Here is a 23319-nt window from a genome sequence, read left to right as displayed (position 1 = left end):
TTTAAACAAAAACGTTACTTGAGTTCGACCTTTGCGCCCGCAGCTTCAAGCTTTTTCTTGATAGCTTCAGCTTCTTCTTTGGGAACGTTCTCTTTTACCGGTTTAGGGGCCGAATCAGCGAGGTCCTTGGCTTCCTTCAAACCGAGAGTAGTCACCGAGCGGATCTCTTTGATAACGTTTATCTTGTTGGCGCCGCAATCAGTCAAGACTACGGTAAAGGTCGATTTCTCCTCTACCGCAGCAGCTGCCGCAGGAGCCGCTACACCGGCCGCTGCAGCCATCGGGACAGCCGCAGTCACGCCGAACTTCTCTTCCATCGCCTTAACAAGCGTCGAAAGCTCGAGGACGCTCATCTCCTCGACTGACTTCATTATGTCATTCAACTTCTTGCTAAGTTCTACCTTCTCTGTCACTTCTGCCATCTTAACCTCCTTCTCCTTCTTGTTTTATTTGGTCTCTTTTTTCTTCGAGATCTCGTTAATCACCATAACGAGCTTCTGTAAATTTCCCCTCAATACATTAGCCAGGCCCTGGATAGGCGCTTTCATCCCGCCCATGACCATCGCCAGCATGACATCCCGCGGCGGCAGCATGGCCAATTCCTTGACACTTTCAGTCGTAAGCACCTGGCCGTCCATATACCCGCCCTTTATGACCATGTTCTGGTCGGCCTTCGCGAAATCGTATAATATCCTCGAGGCCTTGGTCGGGTCGTCCTTGGAGAACGTGACAGCCGACGACTTCTCGGCGATATCGCATAACGGCTCTAGTTTCTGTTTCTTGAGCGCGAGCTTTAGTATCGACCTCTTTACGACTTTGAGCTCGGAAGAGGATTTCTTAAGCGTCTTCCTGAGTTTCTCGGTCTTGGACGCCTTGACTTTCTCGAAATTCACGAAGAAGAGGTACGGGTTCTTCTTTATAAGCCCCGCGACCTCGTCTACCATCACTCCCTTGACTTTGCGGCTGAGTTTTTCCATTTCCGTTAACCCCTTACCAGGTTCGAAAGGTCCAGCCTAACGCCGGGACCCATTGTCGTCGATATCGATATGGACCTGATGTAATTGCCCTTTAAAGTGGCCGGCCTTGCGTGCTGCACCGCCTCGATGAGGGTATAAGCGTTATCGTATATCTTGCTGTCGTCGAACGAAGCCTTGGCGACCGATATATTTATGTTGGATATTTTGTCCATCTTGAACTCTACCTTACCGGCCTTGACTTCTTTTACGGCCTTGGCCACATCTTCGGTGACCGTGCCGGCCTTCGGGTTAGGCATCAGGCCTTTCGGGCCGAGGACTTTACCGAGCTTGCTCAATTCCCTCATCATCTCCGGCGTTGCGACCGCGACGTCAAAATCGAGGAATCCCTTCGATACTTTTTCTATCAGGTCTTCCGCGCCTACGTGCTCAGCGCCGGCTTCCTTTGCCCTGTGCTGGGCTTCCCCTTTGCAGAATACCGCGACCGTTTTCGTCTTGCCGGTGCCGTGAGGAAGGACGATCGTGCCCCTCACCATCTGTTCGGACTGTTTCGGGTCTATCTCCAGCTTTATGGCCAGATCGACCGATTCGTCGAACTTCGCTTTGGGAGCCTTCCTTAATATGGAGATCGCTTCCTTTAGCGAATACTTCTTGTTTTTTTCTACCAGACCTTCGAAAGCCTTTACTCTTTTGCTTGCCATTTTAGATTCTTCCTTAACCTTCAACGTCGATGCCCATGCTGCGGGCGGTTCCCGCGACTATCTTTATCGCCTCGTTTATATCCTCTGTATTAAGGTCTTTAAATTTAATCTTCGCTATCTCGATGAGCTGGTCCTTAGTGACCTTGCCGACCTTCTCTTTGTTCGGGACGCCCGAAGCCTTGGCGAGGTTGCACGCCCTCTTCAACAGGACCGAACAGGGCGGGCTCTTCACGATGAAGCTGAAACTCTTGTCTTCGTAAACCGAGATAACTACCGGGAGGGTCAGGCCTTCCTGCGACCTGCTCATCTCGTTGAACTTCTTGCAGAACTCCATGATGTTCACGCCGTGCTGACCGAGCGCCGGACCGACCGGAGGCGCGGGATTAGCCTGGCCTGCCGGGCAATACAATTTGATGGTTGCCTTTATCTTCTTTGCCATTTTAGAGTTTTTCTACCTGCCAGTATTCTAATTCGACCGGGGTCGACCGTCCGAATATCGTGACTGAAACCTTCAACTTGCCCTTATCCGGGTTTACTTCCTCTATTACGCCGTTAAAATTCGTGAACGGGCCGTCCGTCACCCTTACCGATTCGCCCCTCTCGAATATGACCTTCGGCGTCGGTTTTACCTTGCGGTCCTCGCTCTGTTTCAATATGGACTGCACTTCGTCTTCCCTGAGGGCTACGGGCTTTGTCCTGGCGCCGATGAAACCGGTGACGCCGGTGGTATTCTTGACGAGGTACCATGTATTGTCGTTAAGGTCCATCTCTACAAGGACATAACCGGGGAAGAACTTCCTCTGGGTTATCTTCTTCTTGCCTTCCTTTACTTCCGAGACCTGTTCGGTCGGGATGAGGACCTGGGCGATGGCTTCCTTCATATTATTCGACTCGGCGCGCTTCTCTATCGCGGATTTAACTTTCTCTTCCGCGCCTGTCTGGGTATGGATAACGTACCACTTCTTCGCCATCTTCACTTACAATCCTTGTTTCAATATCAAATGGATTATTTTCGAGAATGAAAAATCAAAGAACCCCAAGATCACGGTAAAGACCAATACGGAGACGATGACGATCCACGCCGAAGCTACCAGTTCCTGGCGGCTCGACCACGAGACCTTCTTCATCTCGGCCCTCACTTCGTTCAAAAATGTTTTTACGTTTTCTATCGCTTTCATCGCATTTTTTTCTGGCAGGCCAGGAGGGACTCGAACCCCCAACAGGCGGATTTGGAGTCCGCTGCTCTACCAATTAGAGCTACTGGCCTAAAATTAAATCCGCCTTCGCGGACTCAATTTCCGAAGGCGGTTTGGTCTTGCTATTTCTTTTCCTTGTGGACAGTATGCTTCTTACAGAACCTGCAGTATTTCTTAAGCTCTAATCGCTCAGTAACGTTCTTCTTATTCTTCGACGAAGAATAATTATGGTTCTTACAGGTCGTGCACTCAAAAATCACTTGCTCTTGCATAAGATTACGCTATAACCTCTGATACCGCGCCCGCGCCTACGGTGTGGCCGCCTTCGCGTATGGCGAAGCGCAAGCCCTTCTCTAAGGCTACGGGGATTATGAGTTCGACTTCGAATGATACGTTGTCTCCGGGCATGACCATCTCGACGCCCTTTGGAAGCGTGGAGACGCCGGTGACATCTGTGGTCCTAAAGTAGAACTGGGGCCTGTATCCGGTAAAGAACGGCGTGTGCCTGCCGCCCTCTTCCTTGGTCAGGATGTAGACCTGGGCTTTGAACTTGGTGTGCGGGGTGATAGAACCCGGCTTGGCCAATACCTGGCCGCGCTCCAGGTCTTTCTTTTCGATGCCCCTTAAGAGGACTCCCGCGTTATCTCCTGCCATGCCCTCATCGAGGAGTTTTCTGAACATCTCGATGCCGGTTACTACTGTCTTACGCGTATCCTTGCGCATACCTACGATCTCGACCTCGTCGTTTACCTTGACGACACCGCGCTCAATACGGCCTGTGCCGACGGTACCCCTACCTGTGATGGAGAATACGTCTTCGATGGCCATCAGGAAGGGTTTATCGGTCTCGCGTTTGGGGTCGGGGATGTAGGTGTCTAATGCTTTGACTAATTCAAAGATGGGTTTGCAGTTGGGGCAGTCGTCTTTGCCGCAGGCGCAGTTCATGGCGTTTAGGGCCGAGCCGCGGACTATCGGGGTCTTATCCCCGGGGAATTCATATTTGGTGAGGAGTTCTCTTACTTCGAGCTCGACTAAGTCCAGGAGCTCTTTATCGTCGACTACGTCGCATTTGTTCATGAATACCGCTATATAGGGGACGCCTACCTGGCGGGCCAGGAGTATATGTTCTCTTGTCTGGGGCATCGGGCCGTCTGGGGCCGATACGACAAGGATAGCTCCGTCCATCTGGGCGGCGCCGGTGATCATGTTCTTTATGTAGTCGGCATGGCCCGGGCAGTCGACGTGGGCGTAATGGCGCTTGTCGGACTGGTACTCTACGTGGGCGATGTTTATCGTGATGCCGCGCTCTTTCTCTTCAGGGGCGTTATCGATAGAGTCATAGGCGCGGACTTCTGCCATACCCTTCTTGTTCAAGCACAGGGTAATGGCGGCGGTCAATGTCGTCTTGCCGTGGTCGACATGGCCTATGGTACCTACGTTTACGTGGGTCTTATTGCGTAAAAATTTTTCCTTTGCCATTGGATTCCTCCTTTTAGGTTCCTCGCATACCTAAGCAATCTTTTTCACTGGAGCTGCTGATCGGGATCGAACCGATGACCCCGTCCTTACCAAGGACGTGCTCTACCAACTGAGCTACAGCAGCGCAAGCCTTCCGGCGTGCACTTCGGGTCGTTCTTTTGAGTTTTCAAGCATAAAAGCAAAAAACGCAAAAAATCCACCCCCCGGTAATTTATCGCTTTTACCGTAAAAACATGTGGATTTTTTGTTGAACTATACGCTTTTAGACGTAGGGCTAAAGTATAGCAGGATTTATTTTTTTGTCAAGAATTTTTTTACGCTATTTTTTATTTTCTCTTTTTTAATAACACTACTGCCGAAATCACCGCTATGGCTATGATAATTACCGTTACGACAGAGCCCAGCCGGCCTTTAAATATGGCGTTATATCCTACGGACAGATGGGCTCCCTCGTCCTCGGCCAAAAGGAGTTTCGAGAAACGGAATGCCTTGCCGACCTGGGGCACATCTATCTTTATCGGGAACACGCCTCTCTGGCTCGCCTTATCGAGCACCTCTCTCTCTACTCTCACCTGCTGTTGCGCCCTATCGAATGAATTCATATATTCAGCCTTCTCTTCTACCGAGCCCGAAACTTTAATATTACGGGCTCCTCTCCCTTCTCCCACCGTCGAACTTAACGAAAACAGCTCGATATCCTCCTCCGCCTTCTTTATGTCTCCTCCGAATCCGAAATAATTAAGGTCCTTCGGGAGAAATACCGACCAATAGGCGACGTTCGTCGGGATATCCGCCTTGGGGAGATCGAGCGATAACTTTCCGATGAATCCCAATTTGGCGCCTTTCTCGAGATATACTATCTCGACGGGTATCTGCGAAAGTCCCTCGCCCCTCAATTTAGATTTCTCCAGCGGGATGAGCACATGGCCTTCTTTATCCTTCGCCGGCTTAACGGGAACGCCGGACACGGAAGCGCTCCAAAGCGTAGCGTCAGCGGGCAATGTGAGCTTAAGGAATTGTTTTACGTTATTGCGCAGCTGGAAGACGGCCTTTGTAAGGCTCTTGCCTTCATCCGTGATCAGCGTCACGTAATTGGCCTGGTCTATTGCGGCGACTAGCACGGGGATCTCTTCATGCTTCGTGACCTCGACCTGGATGTCGTAATCATCATTCAAGTATTTGAACGCGAGAAGTATCGGGTTGGAGCTCCTGTCCCAGATTGACGGCGGAAGTTCTTTTACGTCTATGGCGGACGCCTTCTGGAGCTTATTCACCTTGAGCTCGACGTTGCTCATAGACGCGATGCCTATGAAACCGTTGTTCCTCTCGACTCCGAGCGGCCGTATCACCGGCAGCTGCGCCACTATCGAACCGTCCCCTATCGGCTTTTCACTGATGAATTCCATGTTAAAATTTCCTTTAACCCCATACTTCAGGTAGACATCGAGGAGCTGGCGTCCCGCTTCCTTTACAACCTTCCAGTCACGCAGGTCGCCTGCCCTTACTTCCAGGACGGTCACGTCCTCGGGTATCTCGACGCGCATAGCCGATATCTCCGCCTGGAGGATGGAATAACCTATTACCGTATTGCAACGAAGCACACCTTCACCGACCGAGAAGAAATTATTTACCGTAGAATAGACCTTGGGCTCCAATTTCACGCGCGCTATCGTTTCTTTAGGCAGGGCCTTTGTCCAGCGCACGAGGATATTATTCGTCATCGGCATTATCGCCCACGCGACGGTCTTGTCCTTCTCTTCCTTTGTCTCGGTCTTTATCGAAGGTTCGATGAACACGTCGGTCCGCGTCTCCGCTATCGTGAATTCGAACTCTGATACGGGGGCGGGCATCATCTCGACATTGAACTGGCCCGGGCCCCCTTCGCGTTCCCTGTTGACCTTAATAAGGTATTCGAGCTCTAGCCTGTATTTTCCGGGCTTATCCACGATAAGCATATATTTATTACCTTCGGCCATCACATACGACGCCCCGCGGTTTACACTCACTTCTATAAGGCCGACGCCATCCTTCCTTACTATAGGGATCTTTACCATCCCTTTTCCGAAGACCTCAAAGTTTATCTCGCCTTTTACATCGGCGATATCCTCTTCAAGGGAGGCGTTATATTTTGTCGAATAGACGGCGTATGTGGCGGATTGGGGTATATGGCCTGTCTCTGCAGACTTATATTTCTTCATATCCTCGCCGGCTGAGATCTCGTCCGTTTCCTTGTTGGCCCAGACGGCTTGATTCTGTAATTGTATATTTCTGGTGCTTATCTTGCCGCCGTATTTATCCTTTGCCCCGGCGAACGCCGCTGCCGCCGATACCAATAACGCTACACATAACGCCGCCGCAAATAAACGCCTCATTTTCATTCTCCTTTTTACCAGGTATACTTTGCCGTGTAGGTGACCCTGGCTTGCCCGTTCTTCGGGACCTTGACCACGTATTCTATAGTAGAAGCATCTTTCTTCTCGAAATTCATGGACGTAGCGGTTATCTCCCAGCCTGTGTATCTCCACAGCTTCTCCACCACCCTTACTTCCACGTCCTGTTCCTTGTGGTTGCGAAGGACTATTTCGAAGGATTCTCGGGCGGTGCGGTACTCGGTCTTGAAATCCTTGCGGGTCCTTTCGCCCACTACATCGAATGCATTCCCTATATATAGGCGTATCTTCTCGTCCTTCGGTGTGTGCTCTATGGCGTCTTCACCGATGAACTGCAGGGATCCGTCGGTATCTTTCTTGTAGACCTTTACCTTGCCCTGTGGAAGCGGCATGCCGAGGTTGTTGGCTTTGCTGTTGACCACTTCCAGCTCTACCCTGGTATTCTCCTTCAGCGTCTCATCCCTGTCCGAATAATACCACCAGCTGTTGTTCCCCTTCGAAGGGTCGAATATCAGCTCTTTCTTTACCGAAACGCCGGACGAATTTATCAACGATATCTGCTTGTTCTGATTGTTCTTTATCGTGGCGGGGCGTTGCAAGGTATACATATGATATTCAAAGAACGATTTCTCCTCGAACTGCGGGACCCTTGACGCCTTAGCTTCCATCAGCATCATCTTGTCGGCGCGGAGGCCGCCTGTCGCGTATGCGCGTTTTATTTCACCGGCTATCAATTTTATCTTCGCATCTTTATATGTAGTACCGCAATTATTAGTAATGCTGACCCAACCGTCGAGGTCCAGGCTCTTGTCGTCCTTGTCGAGGACCGTAACGTATTCGCAGTTCCAGTTGACGCCGTTGGTAAGATAAGATACCTCGGTGAGGTGCTTCATCTTCTTGTCGCTGTCGATCAGCCATATGAGCGTCGGCTTCGTGATAAGGCCTTCGGGAAGTTTATCGAAAGAGATCTGTTTGATGTTATCCGGGCGCGCGACCATAGCAAGGCCGTCTTTCGTCTGGATGACCAGCTGGCTGTCATCGTAGCTTAACAGCGTGCCTTCGTAGACATCCCCTTCTTTTGTCACGACCTTAATCGGCTTGTCTATGTATTTAAAGAGGAGCTTGCCGGCGTTGACCAGGTCGTATTCGTAATTCTGTTCGAGAATGCCGCATGAGGCCGGGGCCGAGAGCGAGGTAAAATGCACTGACGTGGGCTCTATGAGCGCGGCCACATCTTTGAACTCTATCCTGTTTATGCCTTTATCGAGGTCGAAATAGCGCTGGTCCTTGACCAACGCGAAGTTCTGGTTATAGATGGTGACTTCTACGGATTCCTGGGCAAAGACTGAGGAAGCGAACAACAGCGAAAGTACGGCTAAAGCAAACTTTTTCATTTGGAACCTCCTTTTACCCAATTAGACAAGGAAGGCGATAAAAAGTTCCCGGAAAATCCGTTTCGCAGGTTACGCCTTGGCGATCGTCCAGATGCCGATTATCACAAACCCGATACCGGCGATCCAGGAGAGATGCTTCGGCTCCACGTACTTCCCCAAGGTATTCCCCACCAATACGGCGATCCCGGACGCTAATACAAGGGCGGATGCCGAAGCCAAAAACACCAATAATCTTGAATTTTGCCCGTTTGTCGAAAAGAGTAACGTCGCAAGCTGCGTCTTATCACCGAGCTCTGCGAGCAACACCGTCGTAAATATCGTAAAAAATATCCTTGGGTCCATCTTATGGCCTCCTTGGTATATTTTATGATTAGCTACGTCTATATGCGGGATCATGGAGCGGGCGAGGAGAATCGAACTCCCGTGAACAGCTTGGAAGGCTGCCGTTCTACCATTGAACTACGCCCGCAACGATTTCGGACACTGCTTGCAATCGTTTCGGCGTACGGCAATCGCCGAAATCGTTGTAAGGGGAGAAAAGTAGTTTCTCCCCTTACTATTCCCCTCTTCCTAAGAGGAAAAAACGTTTACAGCAAAATGGTGGGCAGAGGAGGACTTGAACCTCCGAAGGCATAGCCATCAGATTTACAGTCTGACCCCTTTGACCGCTCGGGAATCTGCCCGTCGTTCACCAATAAATCTAAATGCGGGGTTCACTCCCAAGGGAAAACCCAGGTTTTCCCTTGTTCCCCTTTCCTAGAGACGCAGGGGACGATCTCCCCTGCAACCCCTTTTGCTCTTCGAGCATTATTATCAATGGAGCTGGCGAAGGGATTTGAACCCCCGACCCGCGGTTTACAAAACCGCCGCTCTACCAACTGAGCTACGCCAGCAACGAACTCGGAAATTGTTCGGCAATCATCTCGGTCAGTTCAACCGTTAGCCTGAATTAAACTGTTTTGGTTTAGGGTCTGCCGCCGAGTTCGTTGTAAGGGGAGAAACGTAGTTTCTCCCCTTACAGACCCCTCTTCCTAAGAGGAAGCTAGCTTCTTAACTGCCTCCGGTATCTTATTCAACAAATCCGAGGCGAGCATGCTGACCTCGCCTTTATCTTTTGCCGCCAGGTCTCCCGCGAGCCCGTGCAGGTATACGCCGAGCTTCGCCGCGTCAAAAGGCCTTATGCCCTGCCCGATGAACGATGCGATCATACCGGTAAGTACATCGCCTGTACCGCCCTTGGCCATGCCGGGATTTCCCGTGAAATTGACATATCTCCTTCCGCCCGGAGCGGCCACGACCGTTCGGTGGCCCTTCAAAACGCAGACCACATTATACTTATTCGCGAACTCTTTTGCAACTTTTTCTTTGGCCGCCGAGACCGTTTTCACGGTCAAACCGGCCAGCCTCGACATCTCACCGGGATGGGGCGTGACAACAACAGGCGCTTTGGCGCGCTTGAGCAGCTCCACCCTGCCCTCAAGCGCGTTTAAACCGTCCGCATCGAGGACTACCGGTCCTTTTAAGGCGATGATAACCTTCCTTACAAGCCGCTGCGCGCCCGGGTTACGCGACAAACCTGGGCCTATAGCCAGGCAATCGGCCTTATCGGCAAATTTCATGATCCCCGCATAGGCCTTTTCGCTTAATGTACCGCCGCGTGTCTCCGGCAGGGGCTTAGTCATTACCTCGGTGAGCTTCCTTGCCATGATAGGATTGAGGCTTTTCGCTATCCCCAGCGTCACAAGCCCGCTTCCGGAAAGCAGCGCCGCCCGGGAGCAGAGGGCGGCCGCGCCTGTAAATCCGGGCGAGCCGGCCAGGACAAAGACGTGGCCATAGTCGCCTTTGTTTGAATCGGCTTTTCTTTTCGGGATCTTCATCATTTTAATAATATGCAGTTGCCGACCGCGTAATTTTTGGTATGCGAAAGGCTGACGACGGCCTTCTTGACCCCGCGCTTTGTCATTAGCCTTTTTGCGGTGCCTTTGAGGACTATCAGGGGTTTTCCGTGCTTATCGTTTATTATTTCCACGTCTGTCCAGGCGATGGGGTTATTCCCGTCGCCTCCGAAGGCCTTGTATACGGCCTCTTTCGCGGCGAACCGTGCCGCAAGATGCTGCTCGGGTGAGACTCTTCTCCTGCAGTAGGCAAGCTCACGCTTAGTAAATATCTTGTCGAGGAACCGGGCCCCGAATTTTTTGGCGGCGGCTTTTATCCTCTTGACTTCGACTATGTCTACCCCGAACCCTTCTATCATCTTATCAGCGCGATGATTGCGCTATAAGCGCAATCATCTCCTTTACTGCCTTATCGAGCCCGGTGAAGACGGCACGCGAGATTACCGAGTGGCCGATATTAAGCTCCTCTATCCCTTTTATGCGCGCGACATCGCGGACGTTATTGTAATCGAGCCCGTGTCCCGCGTTAACCCTGAGCCCGATATCTTTCGCGTATTTTGTCGCCTCAAGAAGTTTCTTTAATTGCTCTTTACGTCCGCGCGCGTCTTTCGCGTTCGAATATTCGCCGGTATGGAGCTCGATAAATGCACAACCCGTACCATGCGCCGCTTTTATCTGCTTATATACGGGATCGATAAACAGGCTCACCGCTATCCCGCGGCTTTGAAGTTTATCTACTGCGGAAGCGACGCGCCTGGCGTGTTTTACGCAATCAAGCCCGCCTTCGGTCGTGACCTCCAGCCGCCTTTCAGGGACGAGAGTCGCCTGGTCCGGCATCAGGTCCAACGCGGCTTTTACGATCCCGCTCGCGATAGACATCTCCATATTGAGCCATGTCCTCACCGTCTTCCTCAATATATAGAGGTCACTGTCCTGCATATGCCGCCTGTCTTCCCTTAAATGCGCGACGATGGAATCGCAGCCGGCGGCCTCGCATACGCGCGCGGCCAGGACAGGATCGGGCTCGATGCCTCCTCTTGCCTGCCTTAAAGTAGCGACGTGGTCAATGTTAACGCCTAATTTAGACATATTCTTGGATGATTATTTCTGCGGGATCACTGTGGGGGTTTCGTTGTGCGCTACCTTCTCGGCCTTATAGCCCGGGGTATTCTTCAATTCCTGGCGGGCGTAAGACCAGACTATGATCGCCAATATTAGGGCAACCAGTTTAAGCCAGAAATTTTTCGATAACCAATCGTTCATGTCTTCTTCCTGAAAAAACGGTCCATGGACAACTTCACGTGCGATCTCTTCTCTTTCTTGGGCCTGTAGAGCAGGGAACGCAGATGGTTTATGAGGCGGTCCCTGTCCAGGTCGCGCGTGAGCTTTCCTGCGTTCGCGATAGATATTATCCCTGTCTCTTCGGAGACGAGCACGCATACCGAATCCGTCTCCTCTGTCAACCCTATTGCGGCCCTGTGCCTTGTGCCGAGCAGCTTGCTTATATCCGGGCTCTGCGAGAGCGGGAATAGGCAGCCGGCAGCCACTACCCTGTCCCCGTGGACGATCACCCCTCCGTCGTGCAGGGGCGTATTAGGCATAAATATCGTGTTCAACAGCTCGCTCGTGATCACGCTGTCTAGCTGGACGCCGCTCTCGGTATATGGTTCGAGGTTCACTTCCCTTTGTATCGCGATTATCGCCCCTATCTTTTTCCTGGCGAGTATCGATACTGATTTCGCGATTTCATCTATGGTCCGCTCTTCGGTTATTATGTTCCCGAATACTTTCTCCCTGCCTATCCTGGCGAGACCGCTCCTCATCTCAGGCTGGAAGACGACCAGGAAAGCAATGACCGAAAGGGCGAAGAGTTTAGTAAATATCCAGTTTATGACGTCGAAACGGAGCTGCTGCGTAAGGAAGAATATGACTGCGATGATTATTATGCCCCTCAATACCTGGACGGCGCGCGTGCCCTTTAAGAATTCGAGCAGCTTATAGATCATATACCAGATTATCCCGACCTCTATAAGCGGTTTCCAGACTTTTATGATGAGCTCGGTGGGCGTCTTCGCTTGCGATAGATCGAAAATTTCTTCAAACATTTGAGATAGCTTCCGTTATTTGCGCGACCTGCCGCATCTCTTTCACGTCATGGACCCTTACTATATCCGCGCCGGCATTTATGGCCAAAGCCACCGCCGCCGCGGTACCGAATGCCCTGCCCCGCTCCGGCGGGACCTTGCCGCCTGTCCCGGCGCCGGACACCTTCCCTATGAAAGCCTTACGCGACGGCCCGACCATGACCGGGTAACCAAGAGACCTCAATTCGCCCAGTTTATTCAATATTATCAGGTTATGCTCAAGCGTCTTGCCGAAGCCTATGCCCGGGTCGACGACGATCCTGTCCCCGGATACGCCCGCCTCCTCCGCTACTGCGGCGCTTTTGCGCAGGCTGTCCGCTATCTCCGACATCAGGTCTTTATAACGCGGGTCCTTCTGCATCGTCCGAGGCGAGCCCTTCATGTGCATCAGGACTAACGCGGCCTTATACCTGACGGCAAGTTTTGCTATTCGCCGGTCTCTTCTTAACCCGGTGACGTCATTTATCATCGCCGCGCCGGCATCCAGCGCTTTTTCCGCGACTTCAGATTTTGAGGTATCGACCGAAACAGGTGTCCGAAGCCGCTTTGCCAGGGCCTTGATCACAGGGATGACGCGCCTGCATTCTTCCCTGACCGGGACCGGCTTGGCTCCGGGCCGTGTCGATTCCCCTCCGATATCTATTATGTCGGCGCCGTCCGATTCCATCTTCAGGCCGCGGCCGACCGCGTATTCCCTGTCAAAAAACATCCCGCCGTCAGAGAACGAATCGGGCGTTACGTTCAATACGCCCATTATATGAGCGCGCTTCCCCAGGTTCAACTTATATCTGCCGGCGCGCAGCACAATATCTTTCCTGCAATAACCCGCCTCAAGAGCCCGTATCTTTTGCGCCAGCGCGGAAAGCCCGAACGGCTGTTTTTCAAGTTTCTCGCAGACCTCGCTTATCTGCGCTATAGTGCCGATCAGTATCCCCTCGGAATCCTTGTTCCTTCTTATGAAGGCATCCCAAGAGACGGCGCAGTCGCCTCCGGCCGAGAGCATCTCCTGCTTGAGGATATTCAGCGCCACTGAATCGATCCCGCCGATCTTTATTATCCTCGTGACCGCTTTGGGCGCCATTATCGCGACGCCGCCCTTATGGACATTGAGCGCGGCAAGTTCCTCCTCCGCCTCCTCCAGGTCTTTTATTTCAATGACGCGGAGGTCCATATTAAATCCCCAGGAGTTCTTTTACTTCCTTGACGTCGAGGACCTCTTTATCCAACAGCTTCGTCGCCAGCGCGGTCAGCTTGTCCTTGTTATCAATGAGAGTCTGTTTCGCGCGGATGTAGCATTCATCGACGATACGCTTCACTTCCTCGTCTATGATCAATGCGGTCTGGTCGCTGTAATTTTTTTCCTCATAGATATCCCTTCCCAGGAAAATCTGGTCCGGCCTATACCCGAGAGTAAGATTTCCAAGCTTGTCGCTCATCCCGAATTCAGTCACCATGCGCCTCGCTATTTTGGTCGCAACTTTGATATCGCTCCTGGCGCCCGTAGTCACATCGTTGAACATGATCTCCTCGGATGCGCGGCCGCCTAACGACACGGTTATCTCGGCAAAAAGATCGTTCTTGGATTTATAATACCTGTCCTCGGACGGGGCGGTGAGCGTATACCCGCCTGCCATGCCCCTCGGAAGTATAGTCACCTTATGTAACGGTTCGGCCTTCGCGATCAGGAGTGAAAGAAGGGCATGTCCGGATTCGTGGTAGGCGGTTATCTCCTTCTCGTGCGCCGACATTACGCGGCTCTTTCTCGCCGGCCCGGCAATGACCCTCTCTATCGATTCGCCCAACTCCTCCATCGTAACGGCATCTTTATTCCTGCGTGAAGCGAGCAATGCCGCCTCATTTACGAGATTGGCCAGGTCCGCCCCGGAAAATCCTACGGTCCTTTGCGCCACCAGTTTCAGGTCTACTTCGGGCGCCAGTTTCACGTTCTTCGCGTGGACTTTAAGTATCGCTTCTCTTCCTATGATGTCGGGCTCTGTAACGTAAATTACCCTGTCGAACCTACCCGGACGTAGGAGAGCGCTGTCAAGGACATCCGGCCTGTTGGTCGCGGCGATGACTATGACGCCTTCCTGGGTGCCGAAACCGTCCATCTCGACGAGAAGGGCGTTCAACGTCTGTTCGCGCTCGTCATTGCCGCCTCCGACTCCTGCGAACCGCTGTCTTCCGACCGCGTCGATCTCATCGACGAAAATTATGCATCCCTTGCCGCCTAACTTCGCGGCGCGTTTTGCCTCCTCAAAGAGGTCGCGCACCCTCGATGCGCCGACTCCGACGAACATCTCGACAAAATCCGATCCGCTTATGGAGAAGAACGGGACATCGGCCTCTCCTGCGACCGCCTTGGCGAGGAGCGTCTTCCCGGTTCCCGGCGGGCCGATAAGCAAGACGCCCTTCGGTATTTTTCCGCCGAGGCGCGTGAATTTGCGCGGGTCCTTCAAAAATTCTATTACCTCCTGGAGCTCTTCCTTCGCTTCATCTACGCCCGCGACATCCTGGAACGTGATCTTCACCGCCCCGCCGGCAAACTGCCGCGCGCGGCTCTTTCCGAAGGACCATATCCTGCCGCCGGCAGCCTGAGCGTTCCTGGAAAGGTACAGCCAGAACCCTATGAGCAGCAGGACAGGCACGAAGGTCCAGAAGAAATTCGCCAAGAATGCGTTGTTTACGCTTACCTTAAAATCGGTATTCTGCGTCAAGAGAGTATTGAGTTCGGGATAGAAATCCGGGACGAAGACCTTATAGGGTTTTTCACCGACAAGTTTCCCGGTAATGGAATAGTCTTTCTTTACGGCGGTCGCGACTTTTTTGGCGACGAGTAATTTGGTGAAGTCGGAGAGGCTTATCTCCTCGGACTGCTGCTGCAGGTTCATCGGCTCGCGGAAGACATACATCAAAATCACAACGAACAGCAAGGCCATAACCAGCCGTTGTGTTATGAAAAATACCTGATTGTTCTTTTTTTTCTTCTTATTTCCGTTTGCCATCGGGGATCTTCCTTTAGAGGTTTTGATTATAACAGAAAGCCGCCGTAAAAGGCAAGAGAATTAGGCCGTCTTGTATGAGATCTTGAGGACGCGTTCCGTGCCGTTATCGATCTTCACCGCGTCGGAAAGCCGCAGGCCGCAAACCCAGATTATATCCCTGCCGGAGACGAGCAAAGGCACCCTTTCCCTTTTGCCGCGGGGGACTTTCAGGTCCATGAAAAAATCCTGCAATTTCTTCTCCTTAGCCATCCCGAGCGGCCTGAACCTGTCACCCTTCTCCCAGGTCCTTACATAGAGGGGCCCTTTTATCTTCGCAAAATCGACATATTCGGCGGACTTCGATCCGCCCAGCTTCACATTTGATCCCGAGAACTTCGTAGCGAAGGTCAATTTCAGCCCGGGGATAAACGTCGATCCTGGCACGGATATCCGTTTCAACACCTTGGGGAAAACAGCCCCGGCTTCCGTTTTGCCGAATATCAGGGCATCTTTTTTCCTCACGACCCTCATCTTTCCGGGAAGGTCAATAGCGCCTTTTCCCGTTTTTATGAGGTCCTCTATATCCTCGATATGTGAATAATCTATGCCGCGCAGGTCCCCTTTTGATATCTCTATGGCCTTCCGCAGGATGCCGCGGCGTATGCCTGCCTGCTTGCCTTTTAATCTCCGCAGGTCCACTGCCGCGGAACCGCCCTTAGCCTTGAGGCATCCCTTGCACGACCTGTCTACGGCGTCAGAGAGGGCCTCGTAGTCATAGCTGAAATTCTGCGCGCTCCTGGCAAGGACCTCTTTGATGTTCGGGTTATATTTCTTGAGGACGGCGATCAGTTCATGCCTGATCCTGTTCCGCAGGAACTTACGCATAAAATTAGTGGCATCCAGGCGCGGTTTTACGCCCTTCCCCTTCAGATATTCCTCGACCTCTTTTCTCCAGGCCTCTATAAGCGGCCGCACTATTAATACGCCGTCGAGGGGACGCTTCGGCGGTATGCCGCGCAGGCCTCCCAAACCGGAGCCGCGGATAAGCCTCATCAGGACGGTCTCGGCCTGGTCGTCCATGGTATGGCCGAGCGCGATCTTTTTCGCGCCGGAGTCCTTTGCGGCTTTGAGCAAAAATCCGTATCTCTTCTCGCGCGCCGCCTCCTCAAGCGAAAGCCCGCTCTCTTTGGCGTACGCGGGGACATCGATCCGCTCAAAAATAAGGGGGATGCCAAGCCTCCTGGAAAGCGACGATACGTATTCGCGGTCCTTCTTCGTCTCCCCGGCCGCGCGAAACATGTGGTCGAGATGGGCTATGCGGAGCCTAAGGCCGTACTCGCGTTTCAAACCGTTGAGCGCGAGCAGGAGCGCGGTAGAGTCCGGGCCTCCGGAAACGGCCACTACCACCCTGTCGCCTTTCTCTATTAACCCGTATTTTTTAATCGTCTTTTCTATCGTATTGATGAGCATGCGATCATTCGTAGAGTATATCGTCAAAATAAAAAGTTACGGCCCCTTTATTTAACTTGCTGTCCGCCGTCCAGCAAAAACCCCCCGAGACATTGGAGAGGTCCCTGCCTGAAAGGTCTATAGTATACTGCTTCCATCCAGAAGAGAGCTTAGTGCCTTTCAGTTCTTTGACGAACGAGTCGGGGACTTGTCCTTTTATGCCTCCGGCTATGATATTTATGACCTCTTTGCCCGTTTCTCCCTTCGCCCAAAAAGTAAGTTTTTTGTGGCCGGTGAGATCGAGGCCGCTCTTGGTACCCCAATTGTTCGCCGGATACTGCCAATAAACGCCGGCCCAACCGTTCTTGGCGTCTTTGGAAATATCATATGTCCATTTCATGCAATATTTTCCCTTCTTCGGCTTTTCGGCGCACTTGGGCTCGACTTTTATCGCGCCCACATCGCCCATCCATCCGCTCGGGACAAAGATGCCTTTCCCTTCATCATATACCGCGACCTTCTGGACGGTCTTTACCGAGCCGGAGCCCGGACGCTTCAGGATCTGGGCATGGCCCAAGACGCCTAAGAAAGAAAACGCCAAAACAAACACGACCAGCTTTTTCATCGATTTCCCTCCTCAATAACAAGAAACAACCCTTGATTACAACGGGTTGTTCTCGAATGGCGGCATATCCATATGCCTTTTCCTCTGTTTTCCGCGAAATAGGATGGTGGCGGCGATCCGGATCGAACGGATGACATAGCGGGTATGAGCCGCTCGCTCTAACCATCTGAGCTACGCCGCCAAATTTTTTGGTTTAGGTTTCCTATGTTATCACAAAAACGTCAAAAATCAACAGTTTCCTGCGCCGCCACGGCGGCATTTGCGGGCAAGAGGTCGCAGAAATAATAGCGGTTGTCCCTGAGTACGATCTCGCCTTTTACGAACGGTATCTCATGGCGGAATACCGGGCCCGCGTATACGAATGAATGGAATTCGCCGTTCTCTCCGCATGGGTCGACGCCGGCAGGCAGGTCGGCCAGAAAAGACCCGTCGAACTCCCTGCCTATAAAATCCTTGGAAAGGAGCGTCGAGTCGACGCATACGATGACCGACTTAAATCCCAAATCGATGAACTTGCGGGCCAATTGGCCGCTGTCGCGCTTCCATAGCGGATAGATGCCCTTCATCCCGATGCGCGCGAGGTTGTCATCTTTGTATTTTCTCACATCCTCCAGCCAGATATCTCCCGCTCCGGCCAAAAGGATCCCTTCGGCAAAATACCGCCTCATTATCTCGCCGATCTTCGACTCGTTCTCTTCGATGGAGGCACCCTTCGACATCAACGCCTTTTCAAGTTTTATGCCGAGCGACGCCGCCTGCGCCTCAAGCAGCGCAGTCCTTACGCCATGCATGCTTACCCTGTCATAATCCTTCGTGACCGTCGTAAGCAATGCGGCAATATCATATTTACCCGTCTCTTTCAGTTCATGGAGCGCTAGCGCGCTGTCCTTGCCGCCGCTCCAGGAAAAGATCACTTTCTCTTTCATCAGCGTCTCCATAAAGTTTCGTTCATGCTTCCCGTCCGGTAACCCAATATGTCCACGGTGACATATTTAAAACCCAGTTTTTGAAGGTTTTTTCCAACCCCGGAAGCCGCTTCCCCTTTGAAGAACTTCCGTATCTCGCGCGGAGCCACTTCGATCCTCGCGATATCACCATGGCAGCGGACGCGCACTTGGCTGAAACTGTAATTATTCCGCAAGATATCCTCTGCTTTTTCTATCATCTCCAATTTCCGCCTGGTTATCGTATCATGATAAGGTATGCGCGACGCGAGGCAGGCATAAGACGGCTTATCCCATGTCGGCAGCCCCAGCTTTTTCGACAGCCTGCGTATATCGTCCTTGGTCAGTCGCGCCTCTTTTAACGGGCTGGCTACGCCGCTCTCTTTTGCGGCGCGGCTGCCCGGCCTGAAATCTTTCCTGTCGTCATAATTGGAGGCATCGGCGATATGCCTGAACCCTTCGCGCCGGGCGACCTTCCCGATCTCTTTAAAGAGCTCTTTTTTGCAGTAATAACATCTCTGAGGAGGATTCTTCCTGAACCTGGGATCGTTGAACTCTCCGGTCCTTATCACCACCTGCCTGACGCCTATTTTTTTCGCGAGCCTCTTGGCATCCCTGAGTTCCGAAGACGGGTAGGTCTCGGATGTCGCGGTGATAGCTAGGACGTTATTTCTGCCTAGAGTATCTTTAGCTACTTTGAGCAGGAACGTCGAATCCACCCCGCCGGAAAAAGCGATCACCACCTTGCCCAGCCTCATTAAGATCTTTTTTAATCTATCCATCCGCCGCCTAATATCTTTTCGCCTTCATAAAATACGAATGCCTGGCCCGGGGTTATCGCGTACTGCGGCTCATCGAATACGGCTTTCATTTTTTTGCCGGAGACCGGTATGACCTCGCAGGCGGCCTTAGGGTGGTTATACCTTATCTTCGCCTCAGCGCGGATGCCGGAATCCGGTCCTTCTACAGCCATCCATGAGATTCCTCTCGCCGTCAATTCCCTGCCCTTCGCCTCTCCGGCGTCGCCCAATACGATCTCATTCTTTGCTGCGTCGATCTTTACGACATATACCGGCTTACCGGCCGCGACGCCCAGGCCTTCCCTTTGCCCTATCGTATAGAACGCAATGCCCTTATGCTCGCCCAAAACCTTTCCTCCGGTATCGACTATCCTGCCGGGTTTCACTCTCTTTATCTTGTCCTTTATAAAATCGCGATAATCGCCTTTTATCACAAAACAGATATCCTGGCTCTCGGGCTTATCATGGACCTTCAGGCCGTTCGACCTGGCAATCTCCCTGACCTCTTTCTTCGATAACCCGCCGAGCGGAAAGAGCGTATGTTCAAGCTGCTCCTGGGACAGGTCGAAGAGAAAATACGACTGGTCCTTAGTCTTGTCCGCGGCCTCGTTTATGTAATACCGGCCGTTGCTCTCGCCGCGGCCGAGCCTCGCGTAATGGCCGGTCGCGACATGCTCCGCGCCGAGGACCTTCGCCCTCTCCATTAGCTTGCCGAACTTCATCCTGCTGTTGCAGACGACGCAGGGATTAGGCGTCCGCCCTTTCTCATACTCGGAGCAGAAATACTTAATGACGGAATCGCTGAAATCCTTCTCGAGGTTCATTACGTAATGCGGGATATCGAGGAGCGAGGCGACCTTCCTGGCGTCCTCTATCGCCTCTAGCGAGCAGCAGCTCTTCCCTCCGTGTTTTCCGCAGAGGTCCTTCGACCAGAGCTGCATGGTGATACCGATGACCTCGTAACCCTCTTTTTTCAATAAAAAAGCGGCGACCGATGAATCGACGCCGCCGCTCATAGCGACAACGGCTTTTTTCACTTATTCTTCCGTTCCCTCTTACACGCTACCAGTAATGCCGCCGCCAGGATCGCTACTATGATACCGATGCCGGCCAGGTTGAGTTTACGCGACTTCGCCCGGAGGGTAAATTCCTTGAGGAGGAAATCGTCGTTCTTGAATTCCCATTTCGCCGAATTCAAAGTCATCTTACCGGCATTGGCCTCGATCATCCGCCCGGGCATGACGACCGATATATCGAACGAATAGCCCATGAATATCGGCCAGCCGTACACACCGAAAGCGTCGTCGTAATTCGCCTCATTCATCGCGGTCCCGTAATCCGAAAGCTGTTTGTCGATGCTCGCGTGCACCGCCATCAATTTTTCCAAGATGGCTTCCTTGCCGGACGCCTTATCCGCGGATATTATGTAACCGGCGAAGATCGCGGAGAACCCCTCGGCGGTGAATTTCTTCTCGAACTCATCCATCTTCGCCTTGAACTGCACATTTTTCTCATCAAACGCCTGCCGGCCGGCGCTGGTAAATTCCGCGGTCATATAATCAAAATACGGACGATATACGGCTTCCAGCAGCTCCCTGGCTTTCTCCTTTTTTATCGCCTTCGGGAAAGCCCGCGCCACTTCCGTGGCGGCCGTCTCTATGGAGTGTTCATACCAGCTATCGCATAATTTCCTGATCCTGGCGCTGTCGGTGCAGTCCTTATACGTCTCCCCGTATTCGTAAGTCGTAAATAATATGCCCCTGTTGATCTTGAGGGAGAATTTATTGGCCGAAACATCGCCGGGCTTCGCGCCTTTCCTGTAATAGTCCGGCGCCAGCTTATTCAGGTCGGTAAATACCTGCTTTGCCTCGTAGATATGCTGGGGCGGGGAATCTTTTACATACTGGTTGAGCCTCCATTCGCCGCCCGGAGGCAGGAGATAATTCTTGAGCACTTCCTCTTTCTCGGACGCGCCGTCAGCGGAATAGGCGGTTATGCGGAAACCCGAACCGTCGTCGTTTATCTTCGTCGTAGCGGCCATATTTATGAAACAACCGCTGGCGCAAAGAGCGACGAGCGGCAAGAGCGCTAAAAAGAGGGACTTCTTCATTTATTTTTTCTTAAGGAACTTGTCTATCGCCGCGGCGGCTTTCTTGCCCGCGCCCATAGCAGCGATGACCGTGCCTTCCCCGGTAGTGATATCTCCGCCGGCGAATATACCTTTTATCGAGGTCATGCAGTTTTCGTCTATCTTAAGCTCGCCGGATTTTTCGTCGACCGCGAGTTCTTTTGTCGTATGCGCTATCAGGGGGTTCGGCCCCTGCCCGACCGCGATTATCACTGTATCGACCGGCATCTCATATTCGGAACCCTTTATCGGGACCGGACGCCTCCTGCCGCTCGCGTCCGGTTCGCCAAGCTCCATCTTCAGGCAGGTCATGCTCTTTACCTCGCCCTTTTCATTCCCCTCTATTTTGATAGGAGCCGTAAGGAACCGGAATTCTATACGTTCTTCTTTCGCGTGCTCGAGTTCCGCGCGCCTTGCCGGGGCCTCGGCCTCGCTCCTCCTGTATACTATTATCGCGTCCTTGGCGCCCAGGCGCTTGGCCACTCGCACGCAGTCCATGGCTGTGTTACCCGCGCCGACTACAGCCACGCGTTCGCCGATCTTCACCGGCGTCTTATATTTCGGGAACTCATACGCGTGCATAAGGTTGACCCGCGTCAGGAACTCGTTGGCGGAATAGACGCCGTTTAAGTTCTCGCCCGGGATGCCCAGGAAATACGGCAGCCCGGCGCCTGTCCCGAGGAATATCGCCTTGTATCCGTCCTTGAAAAGGTCGGCTATCGAGAATGTCCTGCCGATAAGGATGTTATATTTTATCTCCACGCCGAGCGACTTTATATATTCGGTCTCGCGGTCGAGGATCGCCTTGGGAAGCCTGAACTCGGGAATGCCGTATCTTAAGACGCCGCCGCTCGCGCTCAACGATTCGAAGAGTGTTACCTTATAACCGTACCTGGCGAGGTCTGCGGCAGCTGTCAACCCGGCCGGCCCGGCGCCGACCACGGCGACTTTGATATCCTTCTTCTCTTTTATGACAGGCGGTTCTTTCGATCCCGGGTGCTCCGCTTCCCGGTCGGCAACGAACCTCTCCAGCGCGCCGATAGCGACCGGTTGGCCCTTAGCGATCAAAGTGCATAACGCCTCGCACTGTGTCTCCTGCGGGCAGACGCGCCCGCAGATGGCCGGGAGATTATTCTTCTCTTTTATCTTTTGTATCGCGCCTTTATAATCTTTCTTCGCGACGAGTTTTATGAATTCAGGTATGTCTATCTCGACCGGGCAGCCGTTGCAGCAGGGCTTTTTCTTGCACGCTATGCAGCGCTGCGCCTCGAGCACCGCCTGCTCTTCGGTGAAACCCAATGATACTTCCTTGAAATCCTTGTTCCTCTCCTCCGGATTGCGGGCCGGTATCTCTTGCCTGGGTGTCTTATTGATAGCCATTATACCTCGAGCGCTCTCCTTTCTTCGTCCAGGAACCTCTTGTTCCTCGCCATGAGTTCGTCAAAATCCACTTTATATCCGTCAAATTCCGGGCCGTCGACGCACGAGAACTTCGTCTTGCCCTCTATGGTGCAGCGGCAGCTCCCGCACATCCCTGTCGCGTCCAAAAGTATCGCGTTCAGGCTCACTATCGCGGGGATATTATGCGGCTTCGCGGTCATGGTGACCGCTTTCATCATCGGTATCGGGCCGCAGCAGATGACGCGGTCGACCTTCTGTTCCGAGATGACCTTTTTAAGGGCGTCGGTCACGAAACCCTTGATGCCGTAGCTTCCGTCGTCTGTGGTGATAAGCACCTCGTCGGCGATCGGCTTGAATTCATCCTCGAGTATTATAAGACTCTTGTTGCGGGCGCCGATTATGGTGATGACCTTATTGCCTTTTTCTTTCAGGGCCTTTGCCGCGGTATATAATTCCGCAGCGCCGACGCCGCCGCCGATTATCACCACGGTCCCGAACTTTTCGATCTCCGTGGGGTTGCCCAGCGGCCCCAATATATCCCTTATCTGGTCCCCCGCCTTTAACGCGCAGAGGTCTTTCGTCGACCTGCCGAGCTGCTGTATGATGAGCGTCACGGTCCCGCGCGCCTTGTCAGCGTCGCATATCGTAAGCGGTATCCTCTCGGCGAACTCATCGAGCCGGACGACCACGAACTGCCCGGGCTTCGCCTCGCGCACTACCATCGGCGCTTCGACTTTCATTAAAGTTATCGTATCCGCAAGTTGCTTCTTCTCCGCTATCTTATGCATGCTATCACTCCGGTTGTTGGGACTGCC

At 52.7% G+C, this 23319-nt stretch carries 26 protein-coding genes and 6 tRNA genes; all 32 read right to left on the bottom strand.

The annotated features are described in order from the left end of the window. Positions 1–14 precede the first annotated feature (14 nt). A complete protein-coding gene (rplL, locus tag PHO67_00510; GenBank protein MDD5545629.1) occupies positions 15–422 on the bottom strand; it encodes a 50S ribosomal protein L7/L12 in 408 nt (135 codons plus the stop codon). A 24-nt stretch (positions 423–446) separates the two neighbouring features. After that, positions 447–977: a 50S ribosomal protein L10 gene (gene rplJ, locus PHO67_00505; protein ID MDD5545628.1), complete on the bottom strand. Its 531-nt coding sequence runs from the start codon at positions 975–977 to the stop codon at positions 447–449. Between the two features lie 5 nt (positions 978–982). Beyond that, on the bottom strand, positions 983–1675 hold the full coding sequence (gene rplA, locus PHO67_00500; GenBank protein ID MDD5545627.1) for a 50S ribosomal protein L1: 693 nt from the start codon (positions 1673–1675) through the stop codon (positions 983–985). A 13-nt stretch (positions 1676–1688) separates the two neighbouring features. Next, positions 1689–2114, bottom strand: coding sequence for a 50S ribosomal protein L11 (gene rplK / locus PHO67_00495; protein ID MDD5545626.1), 426 nt, complete (start codon positions 2112–2114; stop codon positions 1689–1691). Between the two features lies 1 nt (position 2115). Next, positions 2116–2646 carry a transcription termination/antitermination protein NusG gene (gene nusG / locus PHO67_00490; protein ID MDD5545625.1) on the bottom strand — a complete coding sequence of 177 codons (531 nt, stop codon included), beginning with the start codon at positions 2644–2646 and terminating at the stop codon, positions 2116–2118. Positions 2647–2652: 6 nt separating this feature from the next. Then, the gene (gene secE / locus PHO67_00485) at positions 2653–2853 is read right to left on the bottom strand and encodes a preprotein translocase subunit SecE (protein ID MDD5545624.1); all 201 of its coding nucleotides are present in this window, start codon (positions 2851–2853) and stop codon (positions 2653–2655) included. Between the two features lie 12 nt (positions 2854–2865). Beyond that, positions 2866–2942: transfer RNA gene (locus PHO67_00480), tRNA-Trp, on the bottom strand. A gap of 51 nt (positions 2943–2993) precedes the next feature. Beyond that, positions 2994–3143, bottom strand: a complete 150-nt coding sequence (gene rpmG / locus PHO67_00475; GenBank protein MDD5545623.1) for a 50S ribosomal protein L33 — start codon at positions 3141–3143, stop codon at positions 2994–2996. Positions 3144–3147: 4 nt separating this feature from the next. Further along, positions 3148–4350, bottom strand: a complete 1203-nt coding sequence (tuf, locus tag PHO67_00470) for an elongation factor Tu (protein ID MDD5545622.1) — start codon at positions 4348–4350, stop codon at positions 3148–3150. Positions 4351–4398: 48 nt separating this feature from the next. Then, positions 4399–4474 (bottom strand) — tRNA-Thr (locus PHO67_00465). A 202-nt stretch (positions 4475–4676) separates the two neighbouring features. Further along, positions 4677–6722 carry a hypothetical protein gene (locus PHO67_00460; GenBank protein ID MDD5545621.1) on the bottom strand — a complete coding sequence of 682 codons (2046 nt, stop codon included), beginning with the start codon at positions 6720–6722 and terminating at the stop codon, positions 4677–4679. Between the two features lie 14 nt (positions 6723–6736). After that, positions 6737–8134: a DUF4139 domain-containing protein gene (locus PHO67_00455; GenBank protein MDD5545620.1), complete on the bottom strand. Its 1398-nt coding sequence runs from the start codon at positions 8132–8134 to the stop codon at positions 6737–6739. 69 nt (positions 8135–8203) lie between these two features. Then, the gene (locus PHO67_00450) at positions 8204–8476 is read right to left on the bottom strand and encodes a TMEM165/GDT1 family protein (GenBank protein ID MDD5545619.1); all 273 of its coding nucleotides are present in this window, start codon (positions 8474–8476) and stop codon (positions 8204–8206) included. A gap of 53 nt (positions 8477–8529) precedes the next feature. Beyond that, positions 8530–8603 (bottom strand) — tRNA-Gly (locus tag PHO67_00445). A gap of 129 nt (positions 8604–8732) precedes the next feature. Further along, positions 8733–8817: transfer RNA gene (locus PHO67_00440), tRNA-Tyr, on the bottom strand. A gap of 134 nt (positions 8818–8951) precedes the next feature. Continuing rightward, a tRNA-Thr gene (locus tag PHO67_00435) sits at positions 8952–9027 on the bottom strand. A gap of 138 nt (positions 9028–9165) precedes the next feature. Further along, positions 9166–10014, bottom strand: coding sequence for an NAD(P)H-hydrate dehydratase (locus tag PHO67_00430; GenBank protein MDD5545618.1), 849 nt, complete (start codon positions 10012–10014; stop codon positions 9166–9168). Next, positions 10011–10388, bottom strand: a complete 378-nt coding sequence (acpS, locus tag PHO67_00425) for a holo-ACP synthase (protein ID MDD5545617.1) — start codon at positions 10386–10388, stop codon at positions 10011–10013. Before acpS ends, PHO67_00430 begins: the two co-directional genes overlap by 4 nt. Positions 10389–10392: 4 nt before the next feature. Continuing rightward, positions 10393–11118 (bottom strand): pyridoxine 5'-phosphate synthase, encoded by a 726-nt coding sequence (locus PHO67_00420; GenBank protein MDD5545616.1) that lies wholly within the window; start codon positions 11116–11118, stop codon positions 10393–10395. A 12-nt stretch (positions 11119–11130) separates the two neighbouring features. Next, positions 11131–11292: a hypothetical protein gene (locus PHO67_00415; GenBank protein ID MDD5545615.1), complete on the bottom strand. Its 162-nt coding sequence runs from the start codon at positions 11290–11292 to the stop codon at positions 11131–11133. After that, entirely contained in the window at positions 11289–12134 is an 846-nt protein-coding gene (cdaA, locus tag PHO67_00410; protein MDD5545614.1) for a diadenylate cyclase CdaA, read from the bottom strand. The genes PHO67_00415 and cdaA overlap by 4 nt, the downstream gene beginning before the upstream one ends. Next, on the bottom strand, positions 12127–13344 hold the full coding sequence (folP, locus tag PHO67_00405) for a dihydropteroate synthase (GenBank protein MDD5545613.1): 1218 nt from the start codon (positions 13342–13344) through the stop codon (positions 12127–12129). Before folP ends, cdaA begins: the two co-directional genes overlap by 8 nt. Before the next feature lies 1 nt (position 13345). Then, on the bottom strand, positions 13346–15178 hold the full coding sequence (gene ftsH, locus PHO67_00400; GenBank protein MDD5545612.1) for an ATP-dependent zinc metalloprotease FtsH: 1833 nt from the start codon (positions 15176–15178) through the stop codon (positions 13346–13348). Between the two features lie 60 nt (positions 15179–15238). Next, positions 15239–16627 carry a tRNA lysidine(34) synthetase TilS gene (gene tilS / locus PHO67_00395; protein ID MDD5545611.1) on the bottom strand — a complete coding sequence of 463 codons (1389 nt, stop codon included), beginning with the start codon at positions 16625–16627 and terminating at the stop codon, positions 15239–15241. Positions 16628–16631: 4 nt separating this feature from the next. Then, positions 16632–17231, bottom strand: a complete 600-nt coding sequence (locus tag PHO67_00390) for a carbohydrate binding domain-containing protein (GenBank protein ID MDD5545610.1) — start codon at positions 17229–17231, stop codon at positions 16632–16634. A gap of 104 nt (positions 17232–17335) precedes the next feature. Continuing rightward, a tRNA-Met gene (locus PHO67_00385) sits at positions 17336–17412 on the bottom strand. Between the two features lie 40 nt (positions 17413–17452). Next, positions 17453–18157: a diphthine--ammonia ligase gene (locus tag PHO67_00380; GenBank protein MDD5545609.1), complete on the bottom strand. Its 705-nt coding sequence runs from the start codon at positions 18155–18157 to the stop codon at positions 17453–17455. After that, entirely contained in the window at positions 18157–18957 is an 801-nt protein-coding gene (gene larE, locus PHO67_00375) for an ATP-dependent sacrificial sulfur transferase LarE (GenBank protein MDD5545608.1), read from the bottom strand. Before larE ends, PHO67_00380 begins: the two co-directional genes overlap by 1 nt. Continuing rightward, positions 18945–20012, bottom strand: a complete 1068-nt coding sequence (mnmA, locus tag PHO67_00370; protein ID MDD5545607.1) for a tRNA 2-thiouridine(34) synthase MnmA — start codon at positions 20010–20012, stop codon at positions 18945–18947. The genes larE and mnmA overlap by 13 nt, the downstream gene beginning before the upstream one ends. Next, entirely contained in the window at positions 20009–21085 is a 1077-nt protein-coding gene (locus PHO67_00365) for a hypothetical protein (GenBank protein MDD5545606.1), read from the bottom strand. Before PHO67_00365 ends, mnmA begins: the two co-directional genes overlap by 4 nt. After that, entirely contained in the window at positions 21086–22483 is a 1398-nt protein-coding gene (gene gltA / locus PHO67_00360; protein ID MDD5545605.1) for an NADPH-dependent glutamate synthase, read from the bottom strand. Continuing rightward, positions 22483–23292: a sulfide/dihydroorotate dehydrogenase-like FAD/NAD-binding protein gene (locus tag PHO67_00355; GenBank protein ID MDD5545604.1), complete on the bottom strand. Its 810-nt coding sequence runs from the start codon at positions 23290–23292 to the stop codon at positions 22483–22485. Before PHO67_00355 ends, gltA begins: the two co-directional genes overlap by 1 nt. Between the last annotated feature and the right edge of the window lie 27 nt (positions 23293–23319).

It is taken from the genome of Candidatus Omnitrophota bacterium, assembly GCA_028716565.1.
Lineage (GTDB): Bacteria > Omnitrophota > Gorgyraeia > Pluralincolimonadales > Pluralincolimonadaceae > Pluralincolimonas.
Note: the sequence above shows the minus strand (reverse complement) of the source record. Positions and strands in the feature narration are given on the sequence as shown.